The sequence below is a fragment of the Paracoccus sp. KR1-242 genome (assembly GCF_049446195.1).
GTDB lineage: Bacteria > Pseudomonadota > Alphaproteobacteria > Rhodobacterales > Rhodobacteraceae > Paracoccus > Paracoccus broussonetiae.
The window spans coordinates 109791-134542 of the sequence record NZ_JBMSED010000010.1 but is presented as its reverse complement, the minus strand read 5'-3'; the positions used below and the strand labels follow the sequence as shown (position 1 = coordinate 134542).

General features: G+C 67.0%; 27 protein-coding genes. 8 read left to right on the top strand and 19 right to left on the bottom strand.

Going from position 1 to position 24752, the window contains the following annotated elements:
• Positions 1-51: 51 nt before the first annotated feature.
• Complete coding sequence (locus ACO2Q4_RS15845) at positions 52-1038, bottom strand: substrate-binding domain-containing protein (RefSeq protein WP_423320486.1); 987 nt, start codon at positions 1036-1038, stop codon at positions 52-54.
• Positions 1039-1120: 82 nt separating this feature from the next.
• The gene (locus ACO2Q4_RS15840; RefSeq protein WP_423320484.1) at positions 1121-1873 is read right to left on the bottom strand and encodes a FadR/GntR family transcriptional regulator; all 753 of its coding nucleotides are present in this window, start codon (positions 1871-1873) and stop codon (positions 1121-1123) included.
• Positions 1874-2049: 176 nt separating this feature from the next.
• Here ACO2Q4_RS15840 and ACO2Q4_RS15835 point away from each other — a divergent pair, with 176 nt between their 5' ends.
• The gene (locus tag ACO2Q4_RS15835; RefSeq protein ID WP_311759660.1) at positions 2050-2256 is read left to right on the top strand and encodes a hypothetical protein; all 207 of its coding nucleotides are present in this window, start codon (positions 2050-2052) and stop codon (positions 2254-2256) included.
• Positions 2257-2262: 6 nt separating this feature from the next.
• Here ACO2Q4_RS15835 and ACO2Q4_RS15830 read toward each other — a convergent pair whose 3' ends face one another.
• Positions 2263-2682, bottom strand: a complete 420-nt coding sequence (locus ACO2Q4_RS15830) for a DMT family transporter (RefSeq protein ID WP_395134016.1) — start codon at positions 2680-2682, stop codon at positions 2263-2265.
• On the bottom strand, positions 2679-3224 hold the full coding sequence (locus ACO2Q4_RS15825; protein WP_395134015.1) for a DMT family transporter: 546 nt from the start codon (positions 3222-3224) through the stop codon (positions 2679-2681). Before ACO2Q4_RS15825 ends, ACO2Q4_RS15830 begins: the two co-directional genes overlap by 4 nt.
• Positions 3225-3389: 165 nt before the next feature.
• Here ACO2Q4_RS15825 and ggt point away from each other — a divergent pair, with 165 nt between their 5' ends.
• The 4 genes from ggt (at position 3390) to ACO2Q4_RS15805 (ending at position 6903) form a co-directional block, all read left to right on the top strand.
• A complete protein-coding gene (ggt, locus tag ACO2Q4_RS15820) occupies positions 3390-5201 on the top strand; it encodes a gamma-glutamyltransferase (protein ID WP_423320481.1) in 1812 nt (603 codons plus the stop codon).
• A gap of 81 nt (positions 5202-5282) precedes the next feature.
• The gene (locus ACO2Q4_RS15815) at positions 5283-5693 is read left to right on the top strand and encodes a hypothetical protein (protein WP_311759656.1); all 411 of its coding nucleotides are present in this window, start codon (positions 5283-5285) and stop codon (positions 5691-5693) included.
• Entirely contained in the window at positions 5690-6226 is a 537-nt protein-coding gene (locus ACO2Q4_RS15810) for a cupredoxin domain-containing protein (protein WP_423320479.1), read from the top strand. Before ACO2Q4_RS15815 ends, ACO2Q4_RS15810 begins: the two co-directional genes overlap by 4 nt.
• Positions 6223-6903 carry an RNA polymerase sigma factor gene (locus tag ACO2Q4_RS15805; RefSeq protein ID WP_311759654.1) on the top strand — a complete coding sequence of 227 codons (681 nt, stop codon included), beginning with the start codon at positions 6223-6225 and terminating at the stop codon, positions 6901-6903. The genes ACO2Q4_RS15810 and ACO2Q4_RS15805 overlap by 4 nt, the downstream gene beginning before the upstream one ends.
• A 20-nt stretch (positions 6904-6923) precedes the next feature.
• On the opposite strand, the gene ACO2Q4_RS15800 is transcribed toward ACO2Q4_RS15805, so the two are convergent.
• Together ACO2Q4_RS15800 and ACO2Q4_RS15795 are read right to left on the bottom strand one after the other, a co-directional pair.
• A complete protein-coding gene (locus ACO2Q4_RS15800; protein ID WP_423320477.1) occupies positions 6924-7607 on the bottom strand; it encodes an O-methyltransferase in 684 nt (227 codons plus the stop codon).
• An 80-nt stretch (positions 7608-7687) separates the two neighbouring features.
• Positions 7688-8428: a sulfite exporter TauE/SafE family protein gene (locus tag ACO2Q4_RS15795; RefSeq protein ID WP_423320475.1), complete on the bottom strand. Its 741-nt coding sequence runs from the start codon at positions 8426-8428 to the stop codon at positions 7688-7690.
• 99 nt (positions 8429-8527) lie between these two features.
• Here ACO2Q4_RS15795 and ACO2Q4_RS15790 point away from each other — a divergent pair, with 99 nt between their 5' ends.
• The gene (locus tag ACO2Q4_RS15790) at positions 8528-9454 is read left to right on the top strand and encodes a LysR substrate-binding domain-containing protein (RefSeq protein ID WP_423320473.1); all 927 of its coding nucleotides are present in this window, start codon (positions 8528-8530) and stop codon (positions 9452-9454) included.
• 16 nt (positions 9455-9470) lie between these two features.
• Here the strand turns inward: ACO2Q4_RS15790 and ACO2Q4_RS15785 are convergent, their stop codons facing one another.
• A complete protein-coding gene (locus tag ACO2Q4_RS15785) occupies positions 9471-10637 on the bottom strand; it encodes a M20 metallopeptidase family protein (RefSeq protein ID WP_423320471.1) in 1167 nt (388 codons plus the stop codon).
• 1 nt (position 10638) lies between these two features.
• Positions 10639-11484, bottom strand: coding sequence for a BtpA/SgcQ family protein (locus tag ACO2Q4_RS15780; protein WP_311759648.1), 846 nt, complete (start codon positions 11482-11484; stop codon positions 10639-10641).
• A 33-nt stretch (positions 11485-11517) separates the two neighbouring features.
• Between ACO2Q4_RS15780 and ACO2Q4_RS15775 the strand changes: the two genes are divergently transcribed.
• Positions 11518-12444 (top strand): PfkB family carbohydrate kinase, encoded by a 927-nt coding sequence (locus ACO2Q4_RS15775; RefSeq protein ID WP_423320469.1) that lies wholly within the window; start codon positions 11518-11520, stop codon positions 12442-12444.
• A gap of 13 nt (positions 12445-12457) precedes the next feature.
• Here the strand turns inward: ACO2Q4_RS15775 and ACO2Q4_RS15770 are convergent, their stop codons facing one another.
• From ACO2Q4_RS15770 to ACO2Q4_RS15725, 10 genes are all read right to left on the bottom strand, one after another.
• Positions 12458-13222 carry a glutamine amidotransferase gene (locus ACO2Q4_RS15770; protein WP_395134000.1) on the bottom strand — a complete coding sequence of 255 codons (765 nt, stop codon included), beginning with the start codon at positions 13220-13222 and terminating at the stop codon, positions 12458-12460.
• Between the two features lie 11 nt (positions 13223-13233).
• Positions 13234-14313 (bottom strand): phosphotriesterase family protein, encoded by a 1080-nt coding sequence (locus tag ACO2Q4_RS15765; RefSeq protein WP_395133999.1) that lies wholly within the window; start codon positions 14311-14313, stop codon positions 13234-13236.
• A gap of 3 nt (positions 14314-14316) precedes the next feature.
• Positions 14317-15315 (bottom strand): ABC transporter permease, encoded by a 999-nt coding sequence (locus tag ACO2Q4_RS15760; RefSeq protein WP_423320466.1) that lies wholly within the window; start codon positions 15313-15315, stop codon positions 14317-14319.
• Positions 15315-16094, bottom strand: a complete 780-nt coding sequence (locus tag ACO2Q4_RS15755) for an ATP-binding cassette domain-containing protein (protein WP_311759643.1) — start codon at positions 16092-16094, stop codon at positions 15315-15317. Before ACO2Q4_RS15755 ends, ACO2Q4_RS15760 begins: the two co-directional genes overlap by 1 nt.
• Positions 16091-17014, bottom strand: a complete 924-nt coding sequence (locus ACO2Q4_RS15750) for a substrate-binding domain-containing protein (protein WP_311759642.1) — start codon at positions 17012-17014, stop codon at positions 16091-16093. The genes ACO2Q4_RS15755 and ACO2Q4_RS15750 overlap by 4 nt, the downstream gene beginning before the upstream one ends.
• Before the next feature lie 8 nt (positions 17015-17022).
• Positions 17023-18066 (bottom strand): LacI family DNA-binding transcriptional regulator, encoded by a 1044-nt coding sequence (locus ACO2Q4_RS15745; RefSeq protein WP_423320463.1) that lies wholly within the window; start codon positions 18064-18066, stop codon positions 17023-17025.
• Positions 18067-18304: 238 nt separating this feature from the next.
• Positions 18305-19078 carry an ABC transporter ATP-binding protein gene (locus ACO2Q4_RS15740; RefSeq protein WP_423320461.1) on the bottom strand — a complete coding sequence of 258 codons (774 nt, stop codon included), beginning with the start codon at positions 19076-19078 and terminating at the stop codon, positions 18305-18307.
• On the bottom strand, positions 19072-20130 hold the full coding sequence (locus ACO2Q4_RS15735) for a FecCD family ABC transporter permease (protein WP_423320459.1): 1059 nt from the start codon (positions 20128-20130) through the stop codon (positions 19072-19074). Before ACO2Q4_RS15735 ends, ACO2Q4_RS15740 begins: the two co-directional genes overlap by 7 nt.
• Complete coding sequence (locus tag ACO2Q4_RS15730) at positions 20123-21244, bottom strand: ABC transporter substrate-binding protein (protein ID WP_423320457.1); 1122 nt, start codon at positions 21242-21244, stop codon at positions 20123-20125. Before ACO2Q4_RS15730 ends, ACO2Q4_RS15735 begins: the two co-directional genes overlap by 8 nt.
• Before the next feature lie 149 nt (positions 21245-21393).
• A complete protein-coding gene (locus ACO2Q4_RS15725) occupies positions 21394-22812 on the bottom strand; it encodes an alkaline phosphatase D family protein (RefSeq protein WP_423320455.1) in 1419 nt (472 codons plus the stop codon).
• A gap of 193 nt (positions 22813-23005) precedes the next feature.
• Between ACO2Q4_RS15725 and ACO2Q4_RS15720 the strand changes: the two genes are divergently transcribed.
• Complete coding sequence (locus tag ACO2Q4_RS15720; RefSeq protein ID WP_395134189.1) at positions 23006-23710, top strand: SDR family oxidoreductase; 705 nt, start codon at positions 23006-23008, stop codon at positions 23708-23710.
• On the opposite strand, the gene ACO2Q4_RS15715 is transcribed toward ACO2Q4_RS15720, so the two are convergent.
• Positions 23707-24627 carry a LysR family transcriptional regulator gene (locus tag ACO2Q4_RS15715; protein WP_311759636.1) on the bottom strand — a complete coding sequence of 307 codons (921 nt, stop codon included), beginning with the start codon at positions 24625-24627 and terminating at the stop codon, positions 23707-23709. The two genes, ACO2Q4_RS15720 and ACO2Q4_RS15715, sit on opposite strands and share 4 nt — an antisense overlap.
• Between the last annotated feature and the right edge of the window lie 125 nt (positions 24628-24752).

Below are 24752 nucleotides of genomic sequence, written 5' to 3'. Positions count from 1 at the left end.
CTCCGTCATATCGCCCGGCGTCGGCGAACCGACGCCGGGTTGGATCACTGCCTAGTTTCCGGTCAGTTCGCCGGCAAAGACCGTATCGGTTATGGTCGGCAGCATCTCCCCGATATTCTTGTCCGTCACCACCACGATCGGAACAAGAATCTCCTTTTCCGGTTTTTCGCCCTTGAGATGCGCGAACAGCGCCTTGGCGGATTCCTCGCCCATCAGGTGCGGCTGCTGCATCCCCGACGCGACGATTTCGCCCGCTTGCAGCAGCGGCACGAATTCCGGGATGCCGTCAAAGGCTGCGACTAGCACCTCGCCCTGACGACGGGCGGCCTTGATCGCGCGCAGCGCCCCGATGGCGGGCTGGTCGGTCTGGACAAACAGTCCGCGCATGTTCGGGTTCGCGGTCAGCATATCCTGCGTGAACTTGAAGGTTTCGTCCGCGGTATAGGACTGCATCTGCTGCAGGCCGGCATCGCCGGCGACCCCGCCCTCGGCCATGGCGTCCTTGAAGCCCTTGGTCCGGGCCTGCCCGTTCAGCCGCGCCTGGCTGATCGAGACGATCCCGACCGAGCCGTCCTGCCAGCCCTTTTCCTTCATCGCGGCGGCCAGCGCCTTGCCGGTGCCGTTCGCGCCTTCGTAGTTGTCCGAGATGATGAACGAGACATATTCGCCGCTGTTCGTACCGATATCGGCGATGACCACCGGCACGCCCGCCTTTTCAGCGAGGGTCAGCACGCTCGGCGCGGTCGAACTGTCGGTCGGCGACAGCACGATCCCCGCGACGCCGCGGGCGATTGCGTCCTGCGCGTTCTGCAGTTGCTGCTGCGCGTCGTTATGCGAATCCAGCGCCTGGAAGCCGTAACCCTCGGCCTTGGCGACCTTTTCGACACCCTTGGACAGATAGCGCCAGAACGGCAGGTCCAGCCCCGGCGTCAGATAGACGATGTCCTTGTTCGCCGCCGCCGCGGGTCCGGGCATCCCAAGCCCTGCCAGCGCGGCTGTGGCGGCGGCCGCCAGCATGAAGTCCCGTCTTTTCAGCATGTCTTTCCTCCCCTAAACGGCTCCATTCTTTGGGCGGAGCCTGAAATCGGCCGCTCCTCCGGCCATTCCGTCTGCGGCCCTGTCAGGCCCCCTCCCGTCCCTTGCGCGCTGTGCCAAGCATGTCGCGGGTGGTGTTGTAGATACGCTCCTCGTGCCGGGCAAAGGCGGCGCGGGTGGCGGCGGGATCGCGGGCCTCCAGCGCGGCAAGGATCTCCTCGTGATCCGACACGCTTTCCGAGATGGCCCCCGCGCGCGACACGATGCGTCGGCGGTGGTCGATGATATGGCCGTAAAGGTCGGCGACCACGTCGGCCAGCAACTCGCTGCCGCAGGCGCGATAGATGGTCAGGTGGAATTCGCGATCGGCGATCAGGAAGCGGACGGGATCGTCGACGCAATCGCGTTGAGAGCGCAGCGAATGGCGCAGCACCGCCAGCACCGGTTCGCTGATGCGGGTCGCGGCCTCGCCCACGACGTGCTGTTCGATCAGCAGGCGCGCGGCATGAACCTCATCGATGTCATAGCGGTTGACGTCGATCTGGCGGATCATCCCGATGGCCATGTCGCCGATATCGCCCTTCAGCACCCGGGTGCGGCTGCCCTGACTGACCGCCAGGATGCCGCGCGCCGCCAGAAGCTGGATGGCGACACGAACGGTTTCGCGGCTGACCGACAGGGCCTGGGCCAGATCCCTTTCGCTGGGCAGCTCATCCCCCGGTGCCAGCAGCCCCGAGGCGATCAGCGCGGCGATTTTTTCGGCGATGCGGTCCTTGATGGTCAGGCGCCGCAGATCGGTGCCGAAGCCCGCCGGATCGTCCAAAAGGAGCTTCTGCACATCGCGCATTCTGGGCAGCCCCCCGTGATCTGACGCAATGACAACTGGCCGGGTTATCGGACCAGTTGTAGCGTGATTCCGCCCGAAACTGTCAATATCAATCTTGGGTCAGGATCGCCGGAACATCCGTGGCCCTTGCAGGTTGACCCGGTGCAAAGCCGGAAAGGAGGCTTCCGATGGCCGAGAAACTAGATCCCAAGACCGAAAACGAAGACTTCAACGTCAAGAACCGCGCGCAGCAGGAGAAGATGGGCAATGCCGACCCGGCCGTGAATCCGGGCCGGATGAAAAAGTCGAACCAGCCCAATGCCGGCGGTCAGAACCGCGAGGCGGGCGATCGCAAGGCGCGGCAGAACGACCGCGCCACCAATGGCGGCGAATAGTTCGCGTCAGCGCCGCCGACTCAGGAATACGCCTCCCAGGATCAGCGCGATGCCCGCGACCTGCATCCACAGGACCGCGTCCTGACCGCGCGCGATGTCCATCGCGACGCCTGACAGCATCTGACCGGCGACCAGCAGCCCGCCGGTCATCGCCGCGCCCAGGCGCGGGATCAGCCAGCTTCCGCCTCCGACGAAGGCGACGCCTACCGCGCCCCCGACCCAGGCCAGCCAGGGGGCGCCTGACGCACCCTCGGGCCAGAAGCTTCCGGCCAGCAGTGTCACCACCGCCAGCGCGCCAAAACCGACCGCGTGGTTCCAGAAGGACGAGCGCAGCGCCGAGGTCTGGATGGCCAGTCGACCATTCAACTGGCGTGACAGCGTGACCAGCATTCCGGCGATGAAGGCGAACAGGATCATCGCGGTCATCCGGCCATCCCCCGCGCATGGATGATCAGCATCGTGCCCGCGATGATCGCCACCAGCGCCAGCAGGTCCTGACGCCGGGGGAGCCGCCGCTCCAGTCCCATCGCGCCCAGGCAGTCGAAGATCAGCGCCAGCACCACCTGCCCGGCAAGCCCGATGGCCAGCGTGCCGGTCAACGCCAGCGCCGAGTTCGCGGTCGAGGAAGTCAGCATGACCGTCAGTGCGCCCGAGATCCCGCCAAGATAGGCCCAAAGCGGCACGTTCCCGCGGGGACGGGGCGGCGCCGACCCCCGGCCGCGCCGCCACAGGCGCGCGCCGATCAGCGCGGCCCCCGCCACGACCGAACCCACCGCATGGGCCGTCAGCGATGAGAACAGCGGCGTCGTATGCGCGGCCATGATACTGTTGCTGAGCAGCATGAAGGTCAGCAGCGCGCCGGTGGCAAGCGCCGCCACGATCTCGATCGGGCGTGGGGCGCGTGCCGTTGCGCCGGGCGAAGCGGGGGGCGGGGTGGCCACGTCGATATCCTTGGCAAACGGGGTCATGCGGGGATGTTCCTCCGCCTTCTAGGCCGCCCCCTTGCGCTTGGATAGCCCCGAACGTCCCGTGCCTGTCCCGGTGCCCGCGCAGCGGCTCACGAAACCGAGAGCTTGCGCGACCTGCCCGCCGGATCCAGACTGGCCCAAGGCACATGGATGGCGGAGGGGACGATGCAACGTACAGCGGCACTTCTTGCGATGACGATCTGCGGTCTTGCCGGATCGGCTTTGGCGCAGCAGGCCACCGATGCCGTCGCGCCCGAGGCAGCGACGGCGGGCGTGGTCACTGCTGAGGCGTTCGGCGATCTTGGCGCCGCTGCGCGCGCGGCGTTGCAGGCCAAGGCGCAGGGCCAGCCGGTCAAGGCCGCGCATTGGATGGTCAGCGCCGCGAACCCGCTGGCGGTCGAGGCCGGGGCGCGCGTTCTGGACTCCGGCGGCAGCGCCGCAGACGCGATGATCGCGGTGCAGGCCGTGCTGGGCCTGGTCGAGCCGCAAAGCTCGGGACTGGGGGGCGGGGCGTTTCTGGTCTGGTACGATGCCAAAAGTGGCGACCTGACCACGCTGGACGCACGCGAAACCGCGCCGATGGCCGCGCGCCCGACGCTGTTCCAGGACGCCGAGGGCCAGCCGCTGAAGCTCATGCAGGCGGTGGTGGGCGGCCGCTCGGTCGGGACGCCGGGCACTCCGGCCTTGCTGGAAGAGGCGCATCGCCGCTGGGGCCGCGCGAATTGGCCAGGGCTTTTCGGCGATGCGATCCGGCTGGCCGAGGACGGTTTTACCGTCTCGCCCCGGCTGGCCGCGCTGGTCGCGGCCGAGGGGACCGCGCTGCAGGGCGACCCTGCCACTGCCGCCTATTTCTTTCCCGGCGGCCAGCCCGTCGCGGCCGGATCGCTGCTGAAGAATCCCGCCTATGCCGACACGCTGCGCGCCTTGCAGGGGCAGGGGGCAAGGGCCTTCTATTCCGGGCCGGTGGCGCAGGACATCGTGGCGGCGGTGTCGAACGCGCCGGGAAATCCCGGCACGCTGGCGCTGGCCGATCTTAGCGCTTATCGCGTGATTGAGCGACCCGCGGTCTGCGCCAGCTATCGCGATCACGACATCTGCGGGATGGGGCCGCCCTCGTCCGGGGCACTGACGGTCGGGCAGATCCTGGGGATGCTGGGCGGCTATGACCTGGCGGCGCTGGGGGCCGAGAACCCGGAAAGCTGGCGGCTGATCGCGGATGCGTCGCGCCTGGCCTTTGCCGACCGCGAACGCTTCATGGCCGACAGTGATTTCGTCCCCATGCCGACAAAGGGTCTGGTCGATCCGGCCTATCTTGCCGAACGGGGCAAGCTGCTGGCGGGAGACGACTCCCTGCCCGAGGTCAGCGCCGGATCTCCGGGCTGGAGCCATGCGCGGCTTTGGGGTCGGGACGAGGCGCTGGAACTGCCCTCGACCACGCATGTCGCGATCGTCGACGCGCAGGGCAATGCGCTGTCGATGACGACCACGATCGAGAATGGTTTCGGCGCGCGGCTGATGGTGCGCGGCTTCCTGCTGAACAATGAGCTGACGGATTTCAGCTTCACCACCCATGACAAGGCGGGATATCCCATCGCGAACGCGCTTGCGCCTGGCAAGCGGCCCCGGTCGTCGATGGCCCCGACCATCGTGATGGCACAGGGCAAGCCGGTGCTGGTCACCGGCTCTCCGGGGGGCAGCCGGATCATCGGCTATGTAGCAAAGACGATCATCGCCTGGCTTGACTGGGACATGGATGTCCAGCAGGCGGCGGCGCTGCCGAACATCCTGTCGCGGTTCGGCCCGCTGGATGTCGAAGATGGGACCAGCGCCACCGCCCTGTCGGGACCGTTGACCGACCTTGGTTTCCAGGTGAACCCGACCGAGCTGAACTCGGGCGTCCAAAGCATCCAGATCACGCCCGAGGGGCTGGAGGGTGCGGCCGATCCCCGGCGCGAGGGTATTGCCATCGGCGGCTGAGCCGGCGGGAACATTTCCTGCGATGACCGCATCCAATCTGGCATGGGTCCGCTTCCGGCCCCTGACCAGAAAGGAAACGCCATGCGCGCCTTCGTCCCGATCCTGCTTGCGGGTCTTGCCCTTGCAACCCCCGCTCCGGCTCATGAGGGGGCCGTCACCACTCCCCCCGCCGCCCCCTTCGCCAAAGTCAGCGGGCTTGTGCCGCTGCCCGACTTCATTCCCGGCCTGGGCACGCTTTACGTCGATCCAGCGACCCTGCCCGCCGGTCCGTTCCTGGGCTATGACCACGACGGGCGACTGTCCGCCACGATCTATATGATCCCGCTTGACGATCTTGCGGCGGGCAAGGCTTTCGACAAGCTGCCGGTCGGGACCGATACCGTCACCGGCGTCGACATCTATTACAATGCCGGCCATCCGGGGGTCGAAAAGCCGCATGCCCATGTCGTGCTGTATCACGACAAGGACGCGGCCGGCAGGCTTGCGAAATGACGCTGTCGCGTCGCCAGATGCTCGTGCTGGGGGGCGGCGGCCTTGTCGCCCTTGCCACCTTTGCCGCCGCGCCGGTCCGGAGCGCCGAACCGGTCGAGATCGCCATGCGCGGCACCCCGCGTGGCGAAAGGGTTTGGTTCTCGCCCCCCGGCCTTTCGGTCGCGGCGGGAACCCCGCTGCGCTTTGTGAACCAAGACCCCGCGAACAGCCATACCTGCACTGCCTATCACCCGGACCTGTTCGACCGCCAACGCCGGATCCCCGCCGCAGCGGTGCCCTGGGACAGTGATTTTCTGTTGCCGGGGGACAGCTTCGCGCTCACCCTGACGGTGCCGGGGGTGTATGATTATTACTGCCAGCCGCACGAGATGGCCGCGATGGTCGGTCGCATTGTCGTCGGGCGACCGGGCGATCCCGGCTGGGAAGGCCCGGCCCCGGACAGCGAGGATCTGATGGCCGAGGTTCTGGCCGCCTTTCCCCCCGTCGACGCCATCCTGGCCCGTGGCCGGGTCGAGGCGCAGGAGGCCGCATGATCAGCCCCAGCCCCTTGCGGCCGCATCGCGAAGATCCCGACTGGCAGCTTGTGGCCGCCGCCCGCACCCGTGACGAGGCCGCGATCCGCGAACTGGTACGTCGCATGAATCCGCGCCTGTTTCGTATCGCGCGCGGCATCATGCCCAGCGATGCCGAGGCCGAGGAGGTCGTGCAGGACGCCTATCTGACCGCCTTCACCCGACTTGACAGCTTCCGGGGCGAGGCCCGCTTTTCGACCTGGATCAGCCGGATCACGATCAACGCCGCGCTGATGCGTGCGCGCCGCCGCGACCCGGCCAAGGATCACTTTGTGGTTGAACAGGATGCCGCCTCTTCGGCCGAGGTGCTGGCCTTTCCGGGCAGCGAAAGCGCCGAGGAGGCGACCGCGCGCCATCAGGTCCGCACCCTGTTGGAGCAGGCCCTGGCCCTGTTGCCACCCGAATTGCGCCTGCCCTTTCTGCTGCACGAAGTCGAGGGGCAGCCGGTGCTGGCTGTCGCCCGCGATCTTGGGCTGAACCCGATTACGGTCCGCACCCGCCTGTTTCGCGCCCGCCGCCGCCTGCGTCGCGCGCTGGAGGAGCGGTTGCGGGGCGGGCTGGACAGCGTCTTTCCCTTTGACGGGCTGCGCTGCATCCGCATGGCCGACCGCGTGATCGCGGCGCTGCGGGGCAGATAGGCGGCGGGTTTCCGAGGCCTTCAGCTCTGGCCCACCACCGCCAGGGTAAAGCCATCCCAGCCCTTTTCGCCGACGGTCTGGATCGCCGTCGCCTGCAGGCGCGGCTCGCGCGCGATCATGTCCAGAAAGGTCCTGACGCCCTGCACGTTCGGGTCTGTGCTGCCGCCGTCGGTAACCGCACCGCCGCGCACCACGTTGTCGCCGATGATGACGGTGCCCGGACGGCTAAGCTTCAGGCTCCATTCCAGGTAAAGAGGATTGCTGGGCTTGTCGGCATCGATGAAGACCAGGTCGAATGGCCCGTTCAGACCCGGCAGCACCTCGGCCGCCGCACCGACACGCAGGTCGACCCGCTGGTCCAGCCCCGCGCGCTGGATATTGGTGCGGGCGATGTCGGCGTGGACGGGGCTGGCCTCGATGCTGGTGACTGTGCCGTCCGGCGGCAAGGCGCGGGCCATCCAGATGGTGCTGTAGCCGCCCAGCGTCCCGATTTCCAGCACGCGGCGGGCACCGGTCATGGTGATGAACAACGCCAGCATCTTGCCCTGCAGGGCCGAGACGTCATGCGCGGGCAGCCCCGCTTCGGCATTTGCGGCCAGCGCCGCCTGCTGGGCAGGGTCCGGCGGGGCCAGAAGGTCGCTGAAATAGCCGTCCACCTTGGCCCAGCCCGCTGCGTCGCCCGTGGGATAGTCTGGAATTCGCATCTGCGCCGCCTTTTGCCTGCCTGACTGCGCGCAACCTTGGGTCGAGGGCGGAACGAAGGCAAGTGCCAGCGCCGGTGCCGTTACAGCAGGGGGCGCAGCGCCATCTGGGAACCCAGCAGCAGCAGGCAGATCAGGAACACCCGGCGGAAGGTCGCGGCGGGGATGCGCCCGCGCAGCCACTGCCCGGCCCACATGCCCGCCAGCGCGGGGACCAGCGCCAGCAGGGACAGCCCCAGCTGGTCAGCCGTCACCGCGCCCCGCGCGCCAAGGCCCACCGCCAGCGCGATGGTCGAGACGGTAAAGGACAGCCCCAGCGCCTGCACCAGATCATCGCGGGCAAGCCCCAGCGCCTGAAGATAGGGGACGGCGGGCATGACCGAAACGCCGGTCGTCCCGGTCACGATCCCGGTGATCGCACCCACCAGCGGGGACAGCCATGGCTCGGCCGCGGCCGGAACCCGCAACTGGCGCGCACAAAGCGTATAGGCGGCATAGATCGCCAGCGCGAGGCCAAGCACCGTCGTCGCATGTGCGTGGCCGCTGGCCAGCCAGGCCGCACCGGCCAGCGTCCCCGCCGATATTGCCACCATCATTGGCCACAACCTGCGCAGCAGCGGCCCCAAAGCGGGACCCGACAGCAATTGCCACAGATTGGTGGCGACCGCCGGCACGATCAGCAGCCCTGCCGCGGCAAGGGGCGAGATCATTGCCCCCAGCACCGCCATCCCGACGGTCGGAAGCCCCATGCCGGTCACGCCCTTGACGATCCCGGCGGCGAAGAAGGTCGCGGCGACCGCGACGACAAGGACAAGCTCACTCATGCCTAGGGTGATAGCGCGCGGGCACCGGGGCACAATGCGGAAGACCCGCAGGCAGGCTTCGGCTGGACCGAAGGCTGCGCTGCCGCTATCCTTGCCCGCATGCGCTTTGACCTGACCGATCTGCGCCTGTTCCTTGCCGTGGCAGAGGCGGGCAGCATCACCCACGGCGCGGCTCTGGCCGGGCTGTCCCTGGCCGCGGCCAGCGAGCGTCTGCGCGAGATGGAGGCGACCGGAGGAGTGCGCCTGCTGGATCGCGGCCGCCGCGGCGTGACACCGACCGAGGCGGGCGAGACACTGCTGCATCACGCCCGCCTGATCCTGCACCAGATGACCCAGATGCGCGGAGAGATCGGGCAATTCGCCCGGAACCTGCGCAGCACCGTCCGCCTGCTTGCCAATACCGCCGCCCTGACCGAGATCCTGCCTGCACGCCTTGCCCCCTGGCTTGCCGCCCACCCCCAAGTCGATATCGACCTGCGCGAACGGCAAAGCGTCGATATCGCCCGCAGCATCGCGCTTGGCTTTGCCGAGATCGGCGTGCTGAACGCTGCGGTCGACACGGCGGGGCTGGAGCTGCGGCCGTTTGCCATCGATCGGCTGGTCGTGGTCGCCACGCGCGGCCATGCCCTTGCCAGTCGGCGCACCGTGATGCTGGCCGAGCTGGCGGGCGAGCCCTTCCTGGCGCTGGTGGGCGGCGCGATGAGCGATTACCTGGACGCTCAGGCAGCCCGGATCGGCCTGCGGCTGCGGCCTCGCATCCGGCTGCACGCCTTCGACGACATCTGCCGCATGGCCGGTGCGGGGGTAGGGATCGGCATCGTCCCGGTGCTGGCCGCGCGAAGGGCCGCGCGCCCGGCGGGGATCGCGGCGATCCCGTTATCCGACCCTTGGGCGACGCGGCACCTGTCGCTTTGCACCCAGACCAGGGCGCGGCTTTCCCCGGCGGCACAGGATCTGCTGGACCATCTTGGGGCCGATTGCGGGGCGGGCAGCGGGGACCGCCCCCACCCCGTCCCGCCGGGTTGAGCGGCGCGGCCTCTGGTCAGGCCGGCTCGTGCATCGCCGTGCGCAGGACATCGGCCAGAAGCTGCGGGGCGGTCAGAAGCAGCGTTTCGTTGAAGTCGAAACGGCTGTTGTGCAGCGCGCCGCGCTCCATCCCGGCACCGATCCAGAAATAGCAGCCGGGCCGGTCCTCGATCATGGCGCCGAAATCCTCGGCGACCATCGAGGAGCGTTCCGCATCCTGCCATGCCAGCCGCCGATCGGCACCCGCCACCGTGGCCGCGACCAGCGCGACCGCGTCCGCGTCGTTGCGGGTGATGCCGAAGACGGGAACGATCTCGGGGCTGACGGTGATCCCGAAGGCCGAGGCGATCTCTTGCGCCACTTCGCCCGCGATGCGGGTGGCGGCGGCTTCCTCATCCGGCGCGACATAGCGGAACGAGGCCGAGACCCCCAGACGCGCCGGGATGATGTTCGCAGCACTTCCGCCCAGGTTCTGGGTAAAGGCAAAGGCGGTTTCGGGCAGTTCGGCCCGCATCCGGGCATTCATCCGGGTGATCAGCGCGGCCAGCGCGCCATACATGTCATCGGACAGGGCCGGCAGCGCGGCATGGCCGCCTTGTCCCTCTAGCACGAAGCCGATCTTGCGATAGGCGGCCATGATCGCGCCGGGACGGGCCGCGACCGCGCCGACCGGCAATTCGGGCCAGTTGTGGAAGCCGAAGGTCAGGTCGGGGGCAATCTCGTCGAAAAGCCCGTCCTCGATCATTGCGACGGCGCCGCGGCCCACCTCTTCGGCGGGCTGGCAGATGAAATGCACGGTGCCGGGCAGCGGGCCTGCGCGCACCAGCAGTTCCGCCGTCGCCAGCAGCAAGGTCATGTGCCCGTCATGGCCGCAGGCATGCATCCGCCCCGCATTCCCCGAGGCATAGGGCAGGCCGGTCTGTTCGTCCTGCGGCAGTGCGTCCATGTCGGTGCGCAAGGCGACGACGCGACCCGGCCCGCCCTTCAGCGTCGCGACAAAGCCGGTGCCGCCGATGCTGCGCGAGATCTCGCATCCCAGAGCCGCCAACCGCCGTGCCAGCTCGGCCGATGTCCAGCTTTCCTCGAAAGCGATTTCGGGGCGCTGGTGAAATTCCCGGCGGATGGCGCAGAACCGGTCGTGGTTCGCGGCCAACCAGCCAAGTTCGTCCTGAACCTGCGCCATCTCAGCCCTCCAGCGCGCGGGATGCGACTGCAACGAAGCTTTTGACGCGGGCCGGATCGACGGGGTTCCACCAGACGCCGTCCTGCTTCAGCGACGAGGCGACGATGACGCCATTGGTCAAGGACAGGATCAGTTCGACATTGGCCTCGCTGACGCCCGAGCCGACCAGCAGTGCCAGATGGCTCGCGTCGCGGATGGTGCGGATCTCGTCGGGATTGGCGGCATCGCCGGTGCGCTGGCCGGTCGCGATCACGGCATCCGCGTCAAAGAAGGCCAGGTCGCGCGTCAGTTCCTCGATCGTGCGGTCGGCGACAATGGCATGGGCGCCGTGCTTCACATGGCTGTCGGCAAAGACCTTGATCTGGTCCTGCCGCAGCCGGGCGCGAAAGCGCAGTGCCTCGCCGGCGCGGCCCTCGACGAAGCCTTCGTTCGCGACATAGGCGTTGGCCCATTCATTGACGCGGATGAAGCTTGCGCCACCGGCGGCGGCGATGGACAGCGCCGGGATCGGTGCGTTCGCCAGTACGCTGATCCCCAGCGGCACGTCGAATTCGCGGCGAATGCGGTCGGTGACGACGGCCATGAAGGCGGCGGTTTCGCAGGTGATGTCATCCGGCTTGAGGAAGGGGATGTCGCCGTGGTTCTCGATCATCAGCCCGTGCATTCCGTTCGCGACCAGCGCCTCGGCGTCGCGCAGGCAGGCGTCATAGATCTCGGTCATGGGCTGGCCGCGATAGCGCGGGGCACCCGGGAAGGCCGGGCAATGGATCATCCCGATCAGCGCCTTGTCGCGGCCGAAGATGTCGCTTATCGCATTGGCGGGACGGTCGGAAATCAGTTGCATCATCTGCCCTTCATGGAAGTTTCGAAAGTGAGTGTCATGGCGCAAGTCGTGGTGATTGGAAACATCGCGCTGGACGAGACTTTGGCGGTCGAGGCATTTCCCGCTCCGGGGGCCTCGATCGCAGGTTCGGCGATTTCGCAAAGCGTCGGCGGCAAGGGCGCGAACCAGGCGATCGTGCTGGCCCGCGCGCTGGCCGGCGTGGCCACGGTCCGGCTGGTGGCGGCCATCGGACCAGACCCGCGCGGGCAGGTGCTGGCTGCCGGGGTCTCGGACGAGCCGCTGGACGCGCAGCTGACGCGCCGCGACAGCCCCACGGATTTCTCGGTCATCCTGCGCGACCGCAACCGCGAGAACACGATCGTGACGACGCAGGATTGCGCGCGCGCGATGACCCCGACCGAGGCGGTCGCGGCTTTGGGCGCGCTTGGCGCGGGGGATGCACTGGTGCTGCAAGGGAACCTGCGCCCCGAGACATCGCTTGCCGCGCTGGCCGAGGCCGGGCGGCGCGGGATCTGGCGCATCCTGAACCCTTCGCCGGTCGAGGGGTGCAACGACGCGATGCTGGCGGAATGCGACCTGCTTTGCGTGAACGAGGGCGAGGCCGAGCATTTCGGCGGCGTCGCGCGGCTTTCGCAGGGCAGGGTGCTGGTCAGGACGCTGGGACCGAAGGGGGCTGAGGTCTGGCGCGACGGCACCCTGCAGCTTGCAGTGCCGGGAAACCCGGTCGCGGCGCTGGACCCGACCGGCGCCGGGGATTGCTTCCTGGCTGCGCTGGTCGCCGCGATGATCCGGCACGGCCGCCGCCAGCCCGAGGCCGGGGATGTCGGCCTTGCCTCATGGGCGGCCGGGATATGTGTGTCCCGCTTGGGCACGCAGGGGGCCTTTCCGTCCGTCGCCGAATTTGCCGCGGCCTTTGCCACGGAGGGGGTGGGCGCGCCGAGGGGATCGGCGCTGCCCCGGTGATCCTGTCGCAGGATCAGTCGTTGGCTTCCAGCCAACCGAACATGTTCAGCCAAAGCTGGCGATAGCCTTCCCAGGCGCAGAATGCCGGGGACAGCCAGTGCGGCGACATGTCCGAGGTCCAGACGACCGAGCGGCCCTTGCCGAACTTGCCCGCAACCAGCAGCGGGTGGCCGCCCTGGTCCTCGGGCAGGCGGGCGATCAGCTCGGCCCCGTCCTTGAGCATCACCTCGTTCACGCCCAGCAGCGGAGGCCATTCGGCGGGCATCCCGGCCAGGATCGGGTGGTCGGCGGCGACGATCTCGGCGGTCGCGCCCTCGGGGATCTCGACGCGGTCGTCCCAGGGGTGGCATTTGACCGGCAGGACTTCCTCGACCGGGGTATTGCGCCAGCGCGCCTTGCCGTCGATGCCCTGGAACGAGAAATAGCCCCCGGCCATGATCAGCTTGCCGCCTTCTTCGACCCACTGCTTCAGCAGGCGCAGGCGGTTCGGGGCAGTCTGGCTGTGGATCCAGACGCGCTGCGGCAGCAGGAAGGTCGAGGCGCCGATATCCGACAGGATGATGATGTCATAGGCGCGGATACCTTCGATGTCGAAGGGGAAGCCATCTTGGGCTTCATGCGCGGGCATGTGCGTGACGTCGTAGTCAGTGCCCTTCATCGCGTCGATCAGCGGCTGGCAGCCGGTGTGGAAGGTGACCGAGCCGAACTGGTCGAAGCCCTTGTAATGGGTCGAGGAGGAAACCCAGCTTTCGCCAACCAGCAAAACCTTTTTCGTCATTTCTTGTCCTTTCAAGAGTCAGAGGCGGCGAAGCGCGCGTCAAAGACGCGGCGCGGGTTCGCAACCATGAGATTGTCGACCAGCACTGGGTCGAGGCCGAGCCGCTTGAGACGCGGCAGGAAGTGGGCGTTCACGAAGCCATAGCCGTTGCCGCCATAGTGGCGCAGCATGCACTTCAGGAAAACGTCGTGGCTGAGCAGGACCTTGTGGCCGTGTCCGGCCTCGATCAGGCCCTGGATCGCGCGCGCGCAATCTGCATCAGGCGGGCAATCGACATCCTGGTCGGCGTAATAGAACAGGTTGCCGATCATGTCGTATTCGATGAAGGCGCCGCGCGCCGCCAGTTCGTGCTGATAGGTCCGGTCCGCCCAGGACGGGTTCATGTGGCACAGGACCGTGTGGTTCAGGTCCGCGCCCTCGGTTTCGCAGATGTCCAGCACCTTGTGCGCCAACCGGAACCAGGCGGGCAGATGGACCATCAGCGGCAGGCCGGTGCGGGCCTGCGCCTGCGCCGCGCCGCGCAGGCTTTTCTCTTCGTCCGGGGTGAAGTCCGAACCGACGCCGATCTCTCCGATCAGGCCAATCCGGGCATCGGTGCCGTCGGTGCCGGTCGTCGCTTCGGCGACGATCTGGTCGGCGATGTCCGTGACGCTGAGGTCATGGAAATAATCCGGCAGCGACGTTCCCAGATAGTAGCCCGAGCCCATCACGATGTTCACCCCGGCGCCATCCGCGATGCGCCGCAGTGCGCGGGGATCGCGACCGATGCCGCGGCAGGTCGGCTCAACCACCGTGCGGCCGCCCTGGCGGGTGAAATAGCCCAGTTCCTGCACCACCAGGTCGGGTTCGTTGACGCCCAGGTTCGGGCGGTTGACGAAGGGATCCTGGATCAGCTCGGAATAGATCTCGGGCGTGATCGGATGGTCGACCAGATATTCCCGCGCCGGATCGGTCGGCGGGTTCCACCAGCACGAGCAATCGTTGTTCAGATGCTCATGCATCAGCGTGATGCCCAGGCTTGATGCGGGAACGGGACCGTTCACGGTCATCACCAGCCCCGAGCCGACATGCGCCTGCGAAAGTTCGGTCATGGTTCAGCCCTTTTTCCCGATCTTGAAGCCGCCGCCGAACAGCCGCGTGTTCATCCAGATGGCGACAAGGATGATGACCCCGGTGACGATCTGCGTCAGGAAGGGCGAGACGTGGAGCAGGATCAGCCCGTTGCCGATGATCGAGATGGTCAGGGTGCCAAGCACCGTTCCCAGGATCGAGCCGCGCCCGCCCATCAGCGAGGTGCCGCCAAGTACCACGGCGGCGATGACCTGCATCTCGAAGCCGACGGCGGCGTTGGACGAGCCCGAGCCGAGGCGTGCGGCGATCAGCAGCCCGGCCAGCGCGCAGGCGATGCCCGACATCATGTAGACCGAACAGACGATCCAGCGCGCGGGCATCCCGACGCGGCGCGCCGCCTCAAGGTTCGAGCCCACGGCCACGACGCGGCGGCCATAGCGCGTATTGCGCATGACGATGAAGCCCAGCACCGCGAACAGCGTGGCGATGATCGCAGGGACCGGGATCCCCGCCAGCGTGCCGCGACCCAGCCAGAAAAATCCGGGCTGGTCCTTGATCGGGATCGAATAGCCCGCGGTAATGTAAAGCGCGACGCCGCGCAGGATCGACATCCCGGCCAGCGTGACGATGAAGGCCGCGATCCCCTGGAACGAGATGAACCAGCCTTGCAGCAGCCCGACGATCGCACCCGCGACCAGCATCGTGATCAGGGTCGGGATCCAGTCGAAGCCGTTCGCCATCATGATCGCAGCCAGCGCGTTGATCAGCGCCACGGTCGAACCGACGGCCAGGTCGATGCCCGCCGTCATGATGACGAAGGTCATTGCAACCGCGACGATCAGGACCGGCGCTGCCTGCCGCAGCACGTTCAGAAGGTTGCCCGCCGTCAGGAAGCTCTCGGACAGCGCGCCGAAAAAGGCCATGCAGGCGACGAAGAACAGGGTGATGGACAGCACCTGCGCATTGTCGTTCAACCATTCGACGGTGTGGCTTTGCTTGGCGCGTTCGGTGTAACTGGACATCAATGCCCCCCCGTAATCAGTTTCACGACCTCTTCCAGGTCGGTATCGCCGATCATGCGCTCGGCCACCTTGGTGCCTTCATACATGACGGCGATGCGGTCGCAGACGCGGAAGACGTCCTGCAGGCGGTGGGTGATCAGCACGACGCCGACGCCCTTGGCCTTGACGCGGTTGATCAGCGCCAGCACCGCCTCGACTTCGGCCACGGCCAGTGCCGAGGTGGGCTCGTCCATGATCAGCACCTTGGGCTGGAACGAGGCCGCGCGGGCGATCGCGATCGCCTGCCGCTGGCCGCCGGACAGCTTCTCGACCCGCGCGGTCAGGCGGGGAATGCGGATTTCCAGTGCTTCCAACATTTCCTGTGCGCGCACCAGCATCGCCTTCTGATCAAGGAAGGGGCCCTTGCTCAGCTCGCGGCCCAGGAACAGGTTGCCGACAACGTCGATATGGTCGCAAAGCGCCAGATCCTGGAACACCATCTCGATATGGCGCGAACGCGCGTCATTCGGACCGGTGAAGCGGACCTCTTCGCCCTCGACCGTGATGGTTCCGGAATCCGGGATATAGGTTCCCGAGATCACCTTGGAGAGCGTCGACTTGCCCGCCGCGTTGTCGCCCAGCAGCGCAAGGCATTCACCCGGACGGATGTCAAGATCGACCCCCCGCAGCGCCTGATGCGAACCGAAGGTCAGCCGGATGTCGCGCAGCGATACGAGAGGCGCCCCGGAGCCGGGGAGGATTTCTCCCCCCCGGTCCGTGCTTTGGCTGGCGATGGTCATTTGAAGGTCTCGCGGAACTGGTCCACGTTCTCCTTGGTGACGATGGTGGCGGGGACCGAGATCACCTTCTCGACTTCCTCGCCGGCCGAGATCTTGGCCAGCGCCTCGACCGCGGCCGAACCCATGCCGGCCGGATCCTGCTGGACGACACCGCCGACGAAGCCAGCGTCGATCCCGTCGATCACGCCCGAGGTCAGATCCCAGCCATAGACTTTGACGCTGTCCTGGCGACCCTGGCTTTGCGCGGCTGCGACGGCTGCGACCATCGCCGGTTCACCGGTGGCATAGACGGCGTTCATGTCCGGGTTTGCAGTCAGCAGGTTTTCCGCCGCGCCAAGCGCCACGTCCTGCACGTTCTGGCCGTCGACCTCGCCGATCAGGCTGACGTTGGGACCAGCCTGAAGCGCGGTGTTGAAGCTGTCCTTGCGGATGTTCTGGATGAACGAGTTCAGTGCCACGACCTGGCCCATCTTGATCTCGCCGTCCTTGTTCTGCGCCAGCACGAACTTGGCGAAATCCTCGCTGGTCTTGGCGTTGTCGACACCGATCTGGGCCTTCTGTGGGCCGTCGGGCAGGATCGCGTCGATGGCGACCACCGGGATGCCGGCATCGGCCGCCTGCTGGACGGCGGGCATGATGCCGTTCACGTCGATGGCGACGACCGCGATGCCGTCAACCTTTTGCTGGATGAAGGTCTCGATGGCCGAGTTCTGCGCCTGCGGGTCGTTATTGGCGTTGAAGATCGCCAGCTTGTCGCCCGAGGCGTCCGCCGCTTTCTGCGCACCTTCATTGATCTGGTTGAAGAAAAGCGCCTGCTGGTTGATCTGCACCAGGGCGAAGGTCTTGCCTTCCGCATAAGCGCCGGTTGCCGCGAGGACCGCGAAAGCGCTGGTCACGGCCATCATCACATGACGGGACATTCCAATTTTCATCTGTTGCTCTCATGTTGGACCGTTGCTTGTGGGGCGGGCGGGACGGAGGCAACGGAGCTCCGCTCGACCAACGTGACCGGCAAGATCTCGACCCGGCTGCATGCCGCGGGATCTTCCCAATCCGTATTCAGCAGGATTTCGACCGCCTTGGCCCCCAGTGCCTCGACCGGTTGGCGGATGGCGGTGATCGGCGTCGCGAAGTAATCCAGCGGCAGGATGTCGTCGAAGCCGATGATCGAGATGTCGTCGGGAACACGCAGGTCGCGACGCGCCAGTTCGTCCAGCGTGCCGATGACCAGTTCGTCCGACATGGCGAAGATCGCGGTGATGCCGGGATGTTCGTCCAGCAGTTCGGCGCACAGGCGCGAGCCGTCCTCGATCGTATAGCTGCCGGCCTTGCGGTGGACGCGGTATCCGCCGTCCGCGCTGTCATCCAAGGCGCGGCTGAAGCCCTGAAAACGCGCGGCCCCGGAATGCATCTCGTCCCCGGTGCCGATCACGCCGATGGCGCGGTGACCGTGGCGCGCAAGATATTGTCCCGCCAGATAGCCGCCGCTGTCATTGTCGCAAAACAGCCGCGGCGCGGTCGCCCCCGGCACGTCCTCGTCCAGCAGAACGACGCGGCGCGCGGCATCGATGCGCGATTTCAGCGGCGCGACTTCGGGGTGGTTGGTGACGAAGATCAACCCGTCGACATGGCGGTCGGAGACGCTGTCCAGATAGCGCTGCTCGCGCCCCGGCCGGTTCAGCGTGACCGAGATCGCCAGTTCCTGCCCGCGCTCGAAGGCCGCGTTTTCAACCGCGGCGACCAGAGCCGCGAAGAAGGGGGCCTTGATCTCGGGCACGACCATCTGGATCTGGTCGGTGCGTCCGCGGCTGAGCGAGCGGGCAAAGGGATTGGGGTGATAGTTCAGCGCGCGAATGGCATTTTCGATGGCCTCGCGTGTCGGCTCGGGCAGGGACAGCGTGCCGTTTAGGTAACGCGACACGGTTGCCGGGGAAACGCCGGCCCTTTCCGCCACCTGCTTCAGATTCGCCATACCGAGTGCTCCGCCCATCAGTAAAGCGATTTACTAGCACTGGTTCATGTCTTGTAAAGCGGTTTATCCACCCAGGCCGCGCGCGGTCGCCCGCTGCCTGCGTAATGTGCGCAGCCGCCTGCAGGTTGCCCACTTGCCGCGTCGATCGCGGCAAGGCTGCCGGAAAAGGGCGTCATGCGCATCGGTGTGCGCGATGGAGGGAATTTTCGACCGGGCCGGCGAGAGTCAGGTCAGGGCCTTACGCCGCGCGGCTTGCTGCGTGGCTGGCCCGGCCTTCGACGATCAGCTGCGGCACGCCTTTCGAACAGGGTTCGATCCGCGCCTCGACATCGAAGACGTCGCGCAGCAGGCGGCTGGTGACGACCTCGGGGGTCGGGCCGCAGGCGACAAGACCGCCGCCGCCGATCACCAGCGCCGCATCGGAAAATCGCAGCGCGTGGCCCAGATCGTGCATGGCGACGACGATCAGCAGGCCCTGTTCGCGGGTCAGCCGGCGCAGCAGCGCCAGCAGGTCGATCTGGCGCGACAGGTCCAGCGCCGAGGTCGGCTCGTCCATCAGCAGGATCTGCGGGTTCTGCACCAGCGCCTGCGCCGCGCCCACCATCTGGCGCTGGCCGCCGGACAGATCGCCGACATTCTGTCCGCGCAGGGCGGCGATGTTGAGCAGATCCAGCATCCGGTCGACCTCGGCGTGATCCTCGGGCAGGACGCGCAGGCGGCGGCCCTGCATCCGCGCCAGAAGGATCGATTCATAGACCGTCAGCACCGGTCGCGCGCCATTGTCCTGCGGCATATAGGCGATGGGCCGGGGCACGGTCGCACCCTCGACCCGGATCTGGCCCGCGCCACGCAGCAGCCCGAAGATGCGGCGGAACAGCGTGGATTTCCCCGAGCCGTTCGGCCCCAGCAGCGCGACCAGTTGGCCGCCCCGCAGGGCCGGGGTGCTGATCCCGCCCAGCACCTGCCGTCCACCATAGGCGGCCGAGACGTCCTGCAGGCTAAGGCTTACCATGCCGCGTTCCTTCGGTTCAGGATCAGGTAAAGGAAGAAGGGAATCCCCACCAGCGCGGTCACGATGCCGATCGGAATGACGGTGCCGGGAATGATGGACTTGGACAGGATCGACCCCACCGACAGCAGGAGCGCGCCCGACAAGGCCGCGCCCGGCAGCAGGAAGCGCTGATCCTCGCCCAGAAGCATCCGGGCGATATGCGGCCCGACCAGACCGATAAAGCCGATGCTGCCCACGAACGAGACCGAGATCGCGGCCAGCAGGCTGACGATCACCAGCACCTCAAGCCGCAGACGGCGGGGGCGCACGCCCATGCTTTCCGCCTTGGCCTCGCCCAGCCGCATCGCCGTCAGCTGCCAGCCGCGCCGCGCCAGCAGCGGGGCCGAAGCGGCCAGAACCGCCAGCGCGATCCAAAGCTTCGGCCAGGTCGCCTTGGTCAGGCTGCCCATGGTCCAGAACACCACCGCCGCCACCGCCTGCTGGCTGGCGAAGAACTGGATCAGGGACATCATCGCGTTGAAGATGAAGACCAGCGCGATGCCCAGCAGGATGATGGTCTCGCTGCCGACGCCTTGGCGCAGGCTGAGCCCATAGACCGCCAGCGAGGTCAGCATCGCCATCAGGAAGGCGTTGACCGGGATGATGTAATCGACCGCGAAGGGCACCAGCGCGACGCCGAAGGCCAGCGCCAGCGCTGCCCCGAATCCCGCCCCGGCCGAGATCCCCAGTGTGAAGGGGCTTGCCAGCGGGTTGTTCAGGATCGTCTGCATCTGCACGCCCGCAATCGACAGGCTTGCGCCCACGACTGCCGCCATCAGCGCAACCGGCATGCGGATTTCCCACAGGATGACGCGGATGCGTTCATCGACAAGGCCGGGGCGCAGCAGCGCCTCGACCACCTGGGCCAGGCTGTAGCGCGCCGGGCCAAGCGCAAGGTCCAGGCAGATGCTGAAGACCAGCGCCGCGGCCAGCGCCGCCAGGATAAGTTGGCGGCGCAGCACGAGTGCGCGGTAAAAGCCGCGCCCCGCCGCTGCCGGGGCCGCGTCACTCATTCAGCGACACCCAGTAGCCGGGCCGATAAGGCACGGGCAGGAAGCGCTCATGCAGCTCTTTCAGCGTCGCTTCGGGGTCCAGATCGGCGAAAAGCTGCGGCTGCTGCCATTTCGCCAGTTGCTGGACCGCCACGAAGTAATAGGGGTTGTCATAGAACTGGTGCCAAATCGCGTGGAACTGGCCGGTCTTGACCGCATTGGTGCCGGTCATGGCGGTGCGCGTGGTCAGGCCCTGCAGCTTCGCACGCGCGGCCTTCAGATCCGCGCCCGGACCGACGCCGACCCAGGCCCCGTTGGGGACATAGGCGTCCCATTTGCCGCCCGTCACGATGACCTGATCGGGGTTCGAGGCGATGATCTGTTCGGGGTTCAGCGTCCCGAAGGTGGCGGGAATGATCCCCTTGGCGATGTTCTCGCCGCCCGCGATCTCGACATATTCGCCGAAATTGCCGTCGCCGAAGCTCATGCAGCAATCGTCGGAATAGCCGCCGGCGCGGTCGACGAAGACCTTGGGTCGGGTGAATTCGGCCTTGGCCAGCACCTCGGTCACGCGCTTCATCTGCTGGTCGACGAACTGCACATATTCCTCGGCCCGATCCTCGCGGCCGGTCAGCTTGCCCATGATGTGCATGGATTCGATGCTGTGGGCCATCGGGTCTTCGCGGAAATCGACATAGACGATCGGGATGCCAAGCTGCGCCAGCTTGTCGTCATAGCCCGCATCCTCGGTCGCGGCCTTGGATTCCAGGTTCATCAGCATCACGTCGGGCTTCAGCGCGGCCGCCTGTTCGACATCGAAGGTGCCGTCCTTGAAGCCGCCGAAGGTGGGCAGGTCCGTCAGTTCGGGGAATTTCTCGGCATAGGCGGCGTAATTGTCGGGATCGGCCTCCAGCAGGTCCTGACGCCAGCCGACGACGCGCTGGAACGGCGCCTCGCGGTCAAGGATGCCCAACAGATAGATCTGCCGCCCCTCGCCCAGGATGATGCGCTTGGCCGGTGCCTCGACCGTCACTTCGCGTCCGGCGATGTCGGTCAGGGTGACGGGCTCGGCAAGGGCGGGAAGGGTTCCGGACAGGGAAAGGGCGCTGGCGACAGCGGCAAGGCGAAGAATCATGGCGGCGGTTCCTGGGCAAGACTGTCTGCGACGCGCGCCGTTTATGAATACCTATGGAAATAGTCAACTAAGGATCATGACCGTCCCCCAAAGCCTGCCGGGGAACGGCGAAAGATTGCCCGCCAAGGCACCTGGGCTCGCAGGCGGGATCAAAGCGCCAGCGCGGGCGAACGGCCGCTGATCTCGAATTCCCATTCGGCCTGCCACGCGCCCGCCTGCCGCGTCAGCACCAGATAGTTCCGCTGCGCGACATAGCGACCGACCTGGCCGGGGATGCGGCGAATCGCGATATGCTTGCCCGGCAGCGGATCGTCCCCCAGCATCGCCAGCGTTCCCAGAAAGCGCGCCCACGCCCGTGGCGGCGGGCGATGCGCGATGCCCGAGGCGACAAGCTGGTGCAGCTTGGCCGTTCCCTGCAGCGGCATCTCGGCCCGCGTCGCAAGGTGGATCTCGCCCGAGACCACCACGACGTTCCGGCCGGTCTGCCCGAAGTCGACCAGCAGGCCCAGCATCCGTCGCCATTCCTCGCGATGGGAATGACTTTGCCACTGGTCGCGCAGGTCGTCCTCATAGCTTTGCATCCGGGGCACGGCCATCATCAGCGTCTCAAGCAGCGACAGGCGTGGACCCAGCAGCGGGACGCTGGACATCAGGACAAGACGCTCGTCGCCCTGAAGCGGCGGCTCGTCCTGCATCATCGCCCAGCCGCCCGGTCCCATGATGCGCCGGCGCGTCCGCTCGGATCGCATGTCGGGCGCCAGCAGGCGCAGGCCGGGGGCGCGGATCGTCCAGCCAAGGTGGCCGCCCTGCGGATCGGCGAAGCGCGCGGGCAGGTCACCATCCGCGGCCGCGGCCTGAAAGGTCAGAAAGGCTTCACGCGCCGCCGCGAACAGCAACTGCCCGACTTCGGATTCCGTCGCGCGGCGGGCCAGCGATCCCCAGCCGTCGCAAATGTCGTGATCGTCCCATTGCATCAGCGAGGGCACGCGCGCCGCGATCCAGGCGAAGCTGGGCGAGGCGTAAAGCGCCGCATAGCGCTCCAGGAACCGCTCGCGCAGGTGCCGGCGCAGGTCGCCAAGGTCGGCTCCCGGGTCGGGAAGGCGGTCGGGCCAGTCGTCGGACAGGGGATGGCCCTGCGTCACCTCGTCGGCATAGACCTGATCGCCGCCATGCAGCAGCAGCGCGAAGGGGGCCTTGCCATGTTCCGCGCGCAGGCGTTCCCACATCGCGTTGCGCTCGGACCCCTCGCGGTCAAGGTCGCCGACCTCTTCGCCATTGCACGAGACATAGGCCAGCCGCGCATCGCCATGCAGGTCAAGCGACAGGACAAACGTCTGGCCGTTCCAGCGGTATTCGGCCTGCCCTTGTGGCAGCGCGAAACGGGCGCGATGGACGGTCGCGGCCGCGTATTCGGCCAGCGGCATTGCGGGGAACAACGCTCCTGCGGCCTCGACCGGGGGCACGGCGGCCCCGCGAGGCGCGATGAACAGCGCGGCCAGATGCACAAGATCGCCGGCAACGTGATCCAGATACAGGATCGGCCCGATGGTTTTCGCTGGGTCGGTCATCTGGTCCTTTTCCATTGCAGGCCGACTGCATCCCATCCGCGCGCCTCCGGCACAACCGCCCTTGCGGCCGCCCACGCGGATGTGAGCGGATCGCGCAGGCATCCGCGCAGCCAATGGTCACGGCTGCCGTTCGACTGCGCAACCGCATCGCGTTGGGCTATGTTAGCACGGGGCAATGAACGCAGAGGATGTCATGATCATGGACAAGGTTGCCATTATCACCGCCGGAGGGTCCGGCATGGGCGCGGCCACGGCCCGCCGCCTGCACCGGGATGGCTATCGTGTTGCCATACTGTCCTCTTCCGGCAAGGGCGAGGCGCTGGCGCAGGAACTGGGCGGGATCGGCGTTACCGGTTCGAACCAGTCGCCCGAAGATCTGGCGCGGCTGGTCGACGCGACGATGAAGGCGTGGGGCCGGGTCGATGCGCTGGTCAACTCGGCCGGGCACGGGCCAAGGGGACCGCTGCTGGGGCTGAGCGACGATGACTGGCATCAAGGGATGGAGGTCTATTTCCTGGGCGCCGTCCGGCCGATCCGGCTTGTCACCCCTATCATGCAGGCGCAGGGCACGGGCGCGATCGTCAACATCTCGACCGCCTGGGCGTTCGAGCCAAGCGCGATGTTCCCGACCTCGGCCGTGTTCCGCGCGGGTCTGGCCAGTTTCACCAAGATCTATGCCGACGAACACGCGGGCCAGGGCATCCGCATCAACAATGTCCTGCCCGGCTGGATCGACAGCCTGCCCGCGACCGAAGAGCGCCGCGAGAGCGTGCCGATGGGCCGCTATGGCACGTCCGAGGAAATCGCCGCCACCATCGCCTTCCTGCTGTCCGAGGGCGCGGGCTATATCACCGGGCAGAATATCCGCGTGGACGGCGGCATCGCGCGCAGCATCTAGGCGGGACCCCCGGCCTTCGGTGCGACCAGAAGCTGCGAGAAATGGCGCTCGGCCACCTCCATGAACCGGCGCGCCGTGGCCGAGGGGGGCATGGATTCTGGCATGGCAAAGGCGAAGTGATGCGTCAGCCTTTCACGCAGCGGGCGGATTGCGATGGGAAGATGGGCATAGTCGCGCGCCATCAGCCCGTTGACCAGCGTGATGCCCAGCCCATGCGCGGCAAGGGCGCAGGCCGACATGACCGAATGCGCCTCGATCCGGATCTGCGGACGCAGGCCGATCTCCATCAGAAGCTGGTCGATCTCGCTGCGGGGGGCGCGCATCCGGCCCAGCAGGATCAGCGGCTCGCGAAACAGGTCGCGGACCGAGACGACGTCGCGTGCGGCCAGCGGGTGGTCGGCTGGCATGACGCAGACCGTCTCGACCTCGATCAGCGGGGTCGAGACGATGCCGGGGCGCTGCGTCGGCATCCGCAGGAAGCCGATCTCGGCCCGATCGTCCAGCAGCATCCGTTCGATCGTATCATAGGTGCCGGTATGGATCTCGACCTGGACACGGTCGTTTGTCGCGGTGAAGTCCTGCAAGACCCGGGGGATGATGGTCATGGTCAGGCTGGCGGGAAAGGCCACCCGCAGCGTCAGCATGGGCGAATTCCCCGAACCGAGATCGCGCGCCATCTGGGTCAGCCGGGTGTTCTGGACCAGCACCGCCGAGATCTGCGATAGCAGCGCCCGGTTTTCGCGGGTCGGGATCAGCCTGCCCTTTTCGCGGGTGAACAGCGCAAGGCCCAGTTCAGCCTCGATCTGGGCAAGCCGGCGGCTGACTGCGGATTGCGAGACGCCCAGCACCTCGGCGGCAGCCTGGGTGGTGCCCTTGTCGCATACGACCTGGAAGGTGCGGAGAAGTTCGGAATCCATTATGCGTACCACGCATCAACTGAAACATAATCATCATAATATTGCATAGTCGAGAATCGTTTCGCAAACCATTCCCGAAACGGAGGACTTCCAGACATGAGCCACCCAATCGGCAGCTCCGCGGC

Coding starts and splice junctions, on each gene's coding strand:
- ACO2Q4_RS15775 (WP_423320469.1), top strand. CDS start 11,518: ATGGCGCAAGTCGTGGTGATTGGAAACATCGCGCTGGACGAGACTTTG.
- ACO2Q4_RS15825 (WP_395134015.1), bottom strand. CDS start 3,224: ATGACCCCGTTTGCCAAGGATATCGACGTGGCCACCCCGCCCCCCGCT.
- ACO2Q4_RS15730 (WP_423320457.1), bottom strand. CDS start 21,244: ATGATTCTTCGCCTTGCCGCTGTCGCCAGCGCCCTTTCCCTGTCCGGA.
- ACO2Q4_RS15805 (WP_311759654.1), top strand. CDS start 6,223: ATGATCAGCCCCAGCCCCTTGCGGCCGCATCGCGAAGATCCCGACTGG.
- ACO2Q4_RS15815 (WP_311759656.1), top strand. CDS start 5,283: ATGCGCGCCTTCGTCCCGATCCTGCTTGCGGGTCTTGCCCTTGCAACC.
- ACO2Q4_RS15810 (WP_423320479.1), top strand. CDS start 5,690: ATGACGCTGTCGCGTCGCCAGATGCTCGTGCTGGGGGGCGGCGGCCTT.
- ACO2Q4_RS15785 (WP_423320471.1), bottom strand. CDS start 10,637: ATGGCGCAGGTTCAGGACGAACTTGGCTGGTTGGCCGCGAACCACGAC.
- ACO2Q4_RS15740 (WP_423320461.1), bottom strand. CDS start 19,078: ATGGTAAGCCTTAGCCTGCAGGACGTCTCGGCCGCCTATGGTGGACGG.
- ACO2Q4_RS15790 (WP_423320473.1), top strand. CDS start 8,528: ATGCGCTTTGACCTGACCGATCTGCGCCTGTTCCTTGCCGTGGCAGAG.
- ggt (WP_423320481.1), top strand. CDS start 3,390: ATGCAACGTACAGCGGCACTTCTTGCGATGACGATCTGCGGTCTTGCC.
- ACO2Q4_RS15780 (WP_311759648.1), bottom strand. CDS start 11,484: ATGATGCAACTGATTTCCGACCGTCCCGCCAATGCGATAAGCGACATC.
- ACO2Q4_RS15795 (WP_423320475.1), bottom strand. CDS start 8,428: ATGAGTGAGCTTGTCCTTGTCGTCGCGGTCGCCGCGACCTTCTTCGCC.
- ACO2Q4_RS15830 (WP_395134016.1), bottom strand. CDS start 2,682: ATGACCGCGATGATCCTGTTCGCCTTCATCGCCGGAATGCTGGTCACG.
- ACO2Q4_RS15750 (WP_311759642.1), bottom strand. CDS start 17,014: ATGTCCCGTCATGTGATGATGGCCGTGACCAGCGCTTTCGCGGTCCTC.
- ACO2Q4_RS15800 (WP_423320477.1), bottom strand. CDS start 7,607: ATGCGAATTCCAGACTATCCCACGGGCGACGCAGCGGGCTGGGCCAAG.
- ACO2Q4_RS15715 (WP_311759636.1), bottom strand. CDS start 24,627: ATGGATTCCGAACTTCTCCGCACCTTCCAGGTCGTATGCGACAAGGGC.
- ACO2Q4_RS15720 (WP_395134189.1), top strand. CDS start 23,006: ATGATCATGGACAAGGTTGCCATTATCACCGCCGGAGGGTCCGGCATG.
- ACO2Q4_RS15735 (WP_423320459.1), bottom strand. CDS start 20,130: ATGAGTGACGCGGCCCCGGCAGCGGCGGGGCGCGGCTTTTACCGCGCA.
- ACO2Q4_RS15760 (WP_423320466.1), bottom strand. CDS start 15,315: ATGTCCAGTTACACCGAACGCGCCAAGCAAAGCCACACCGTCGAATGG.
- ACO2Q4_RS15745 (WP_423320463.1), bottom strand. CDS start 18,066: ATGGCGAATCTGAAGCAGGTGGCGGAAAGGGCCGGCGTTTCCCCGGCA.
- ACO2Q4_RS15755 (WP_311759643.1), bottom strand. CDS start 16,094: ATGACCATCGCCAGCCAAAGCACGGACCGGGGGGGAGAAATCCTCCCC.
- ACO2Q4_RS15770 (WP_395134000.1), bottom strand. CDS start 13,222: ATGACGAAAAAGGTTTTGCTGGTTGGCGAAAGCTGGGTTTCCTCCTCG.
- ACO2Q4_RS15765 (WP_395133999.1), bottom strand. CDS start 14,313: ATGACCGAACTTTCGCAGGCGCATGTCGGCTCGGGGCTGGTGATGACC.
- ACO2Q4_RS15845 (WP_423320486.1), bottom strand. CDS start 1,038: ATGCTGAAAAGACGGGACTTCATGCTGGCGGCCGCCGCCACAGCCGCG.
- ACO2Q4_RS15835 (WP_311759660.1), top strand. CDS start 2,050: ATGGCCGAGAAACTAGATCCCAAGACCGAAAACGAAGACTTCAACGTC.
- ACO2Q4_RS15725 (WP_423320455.1), bottom strand. CDS start 22,812: ATGACCGACCCAGCGAAAACCATCGGGCCGATCCTGTATCTGGATCAC.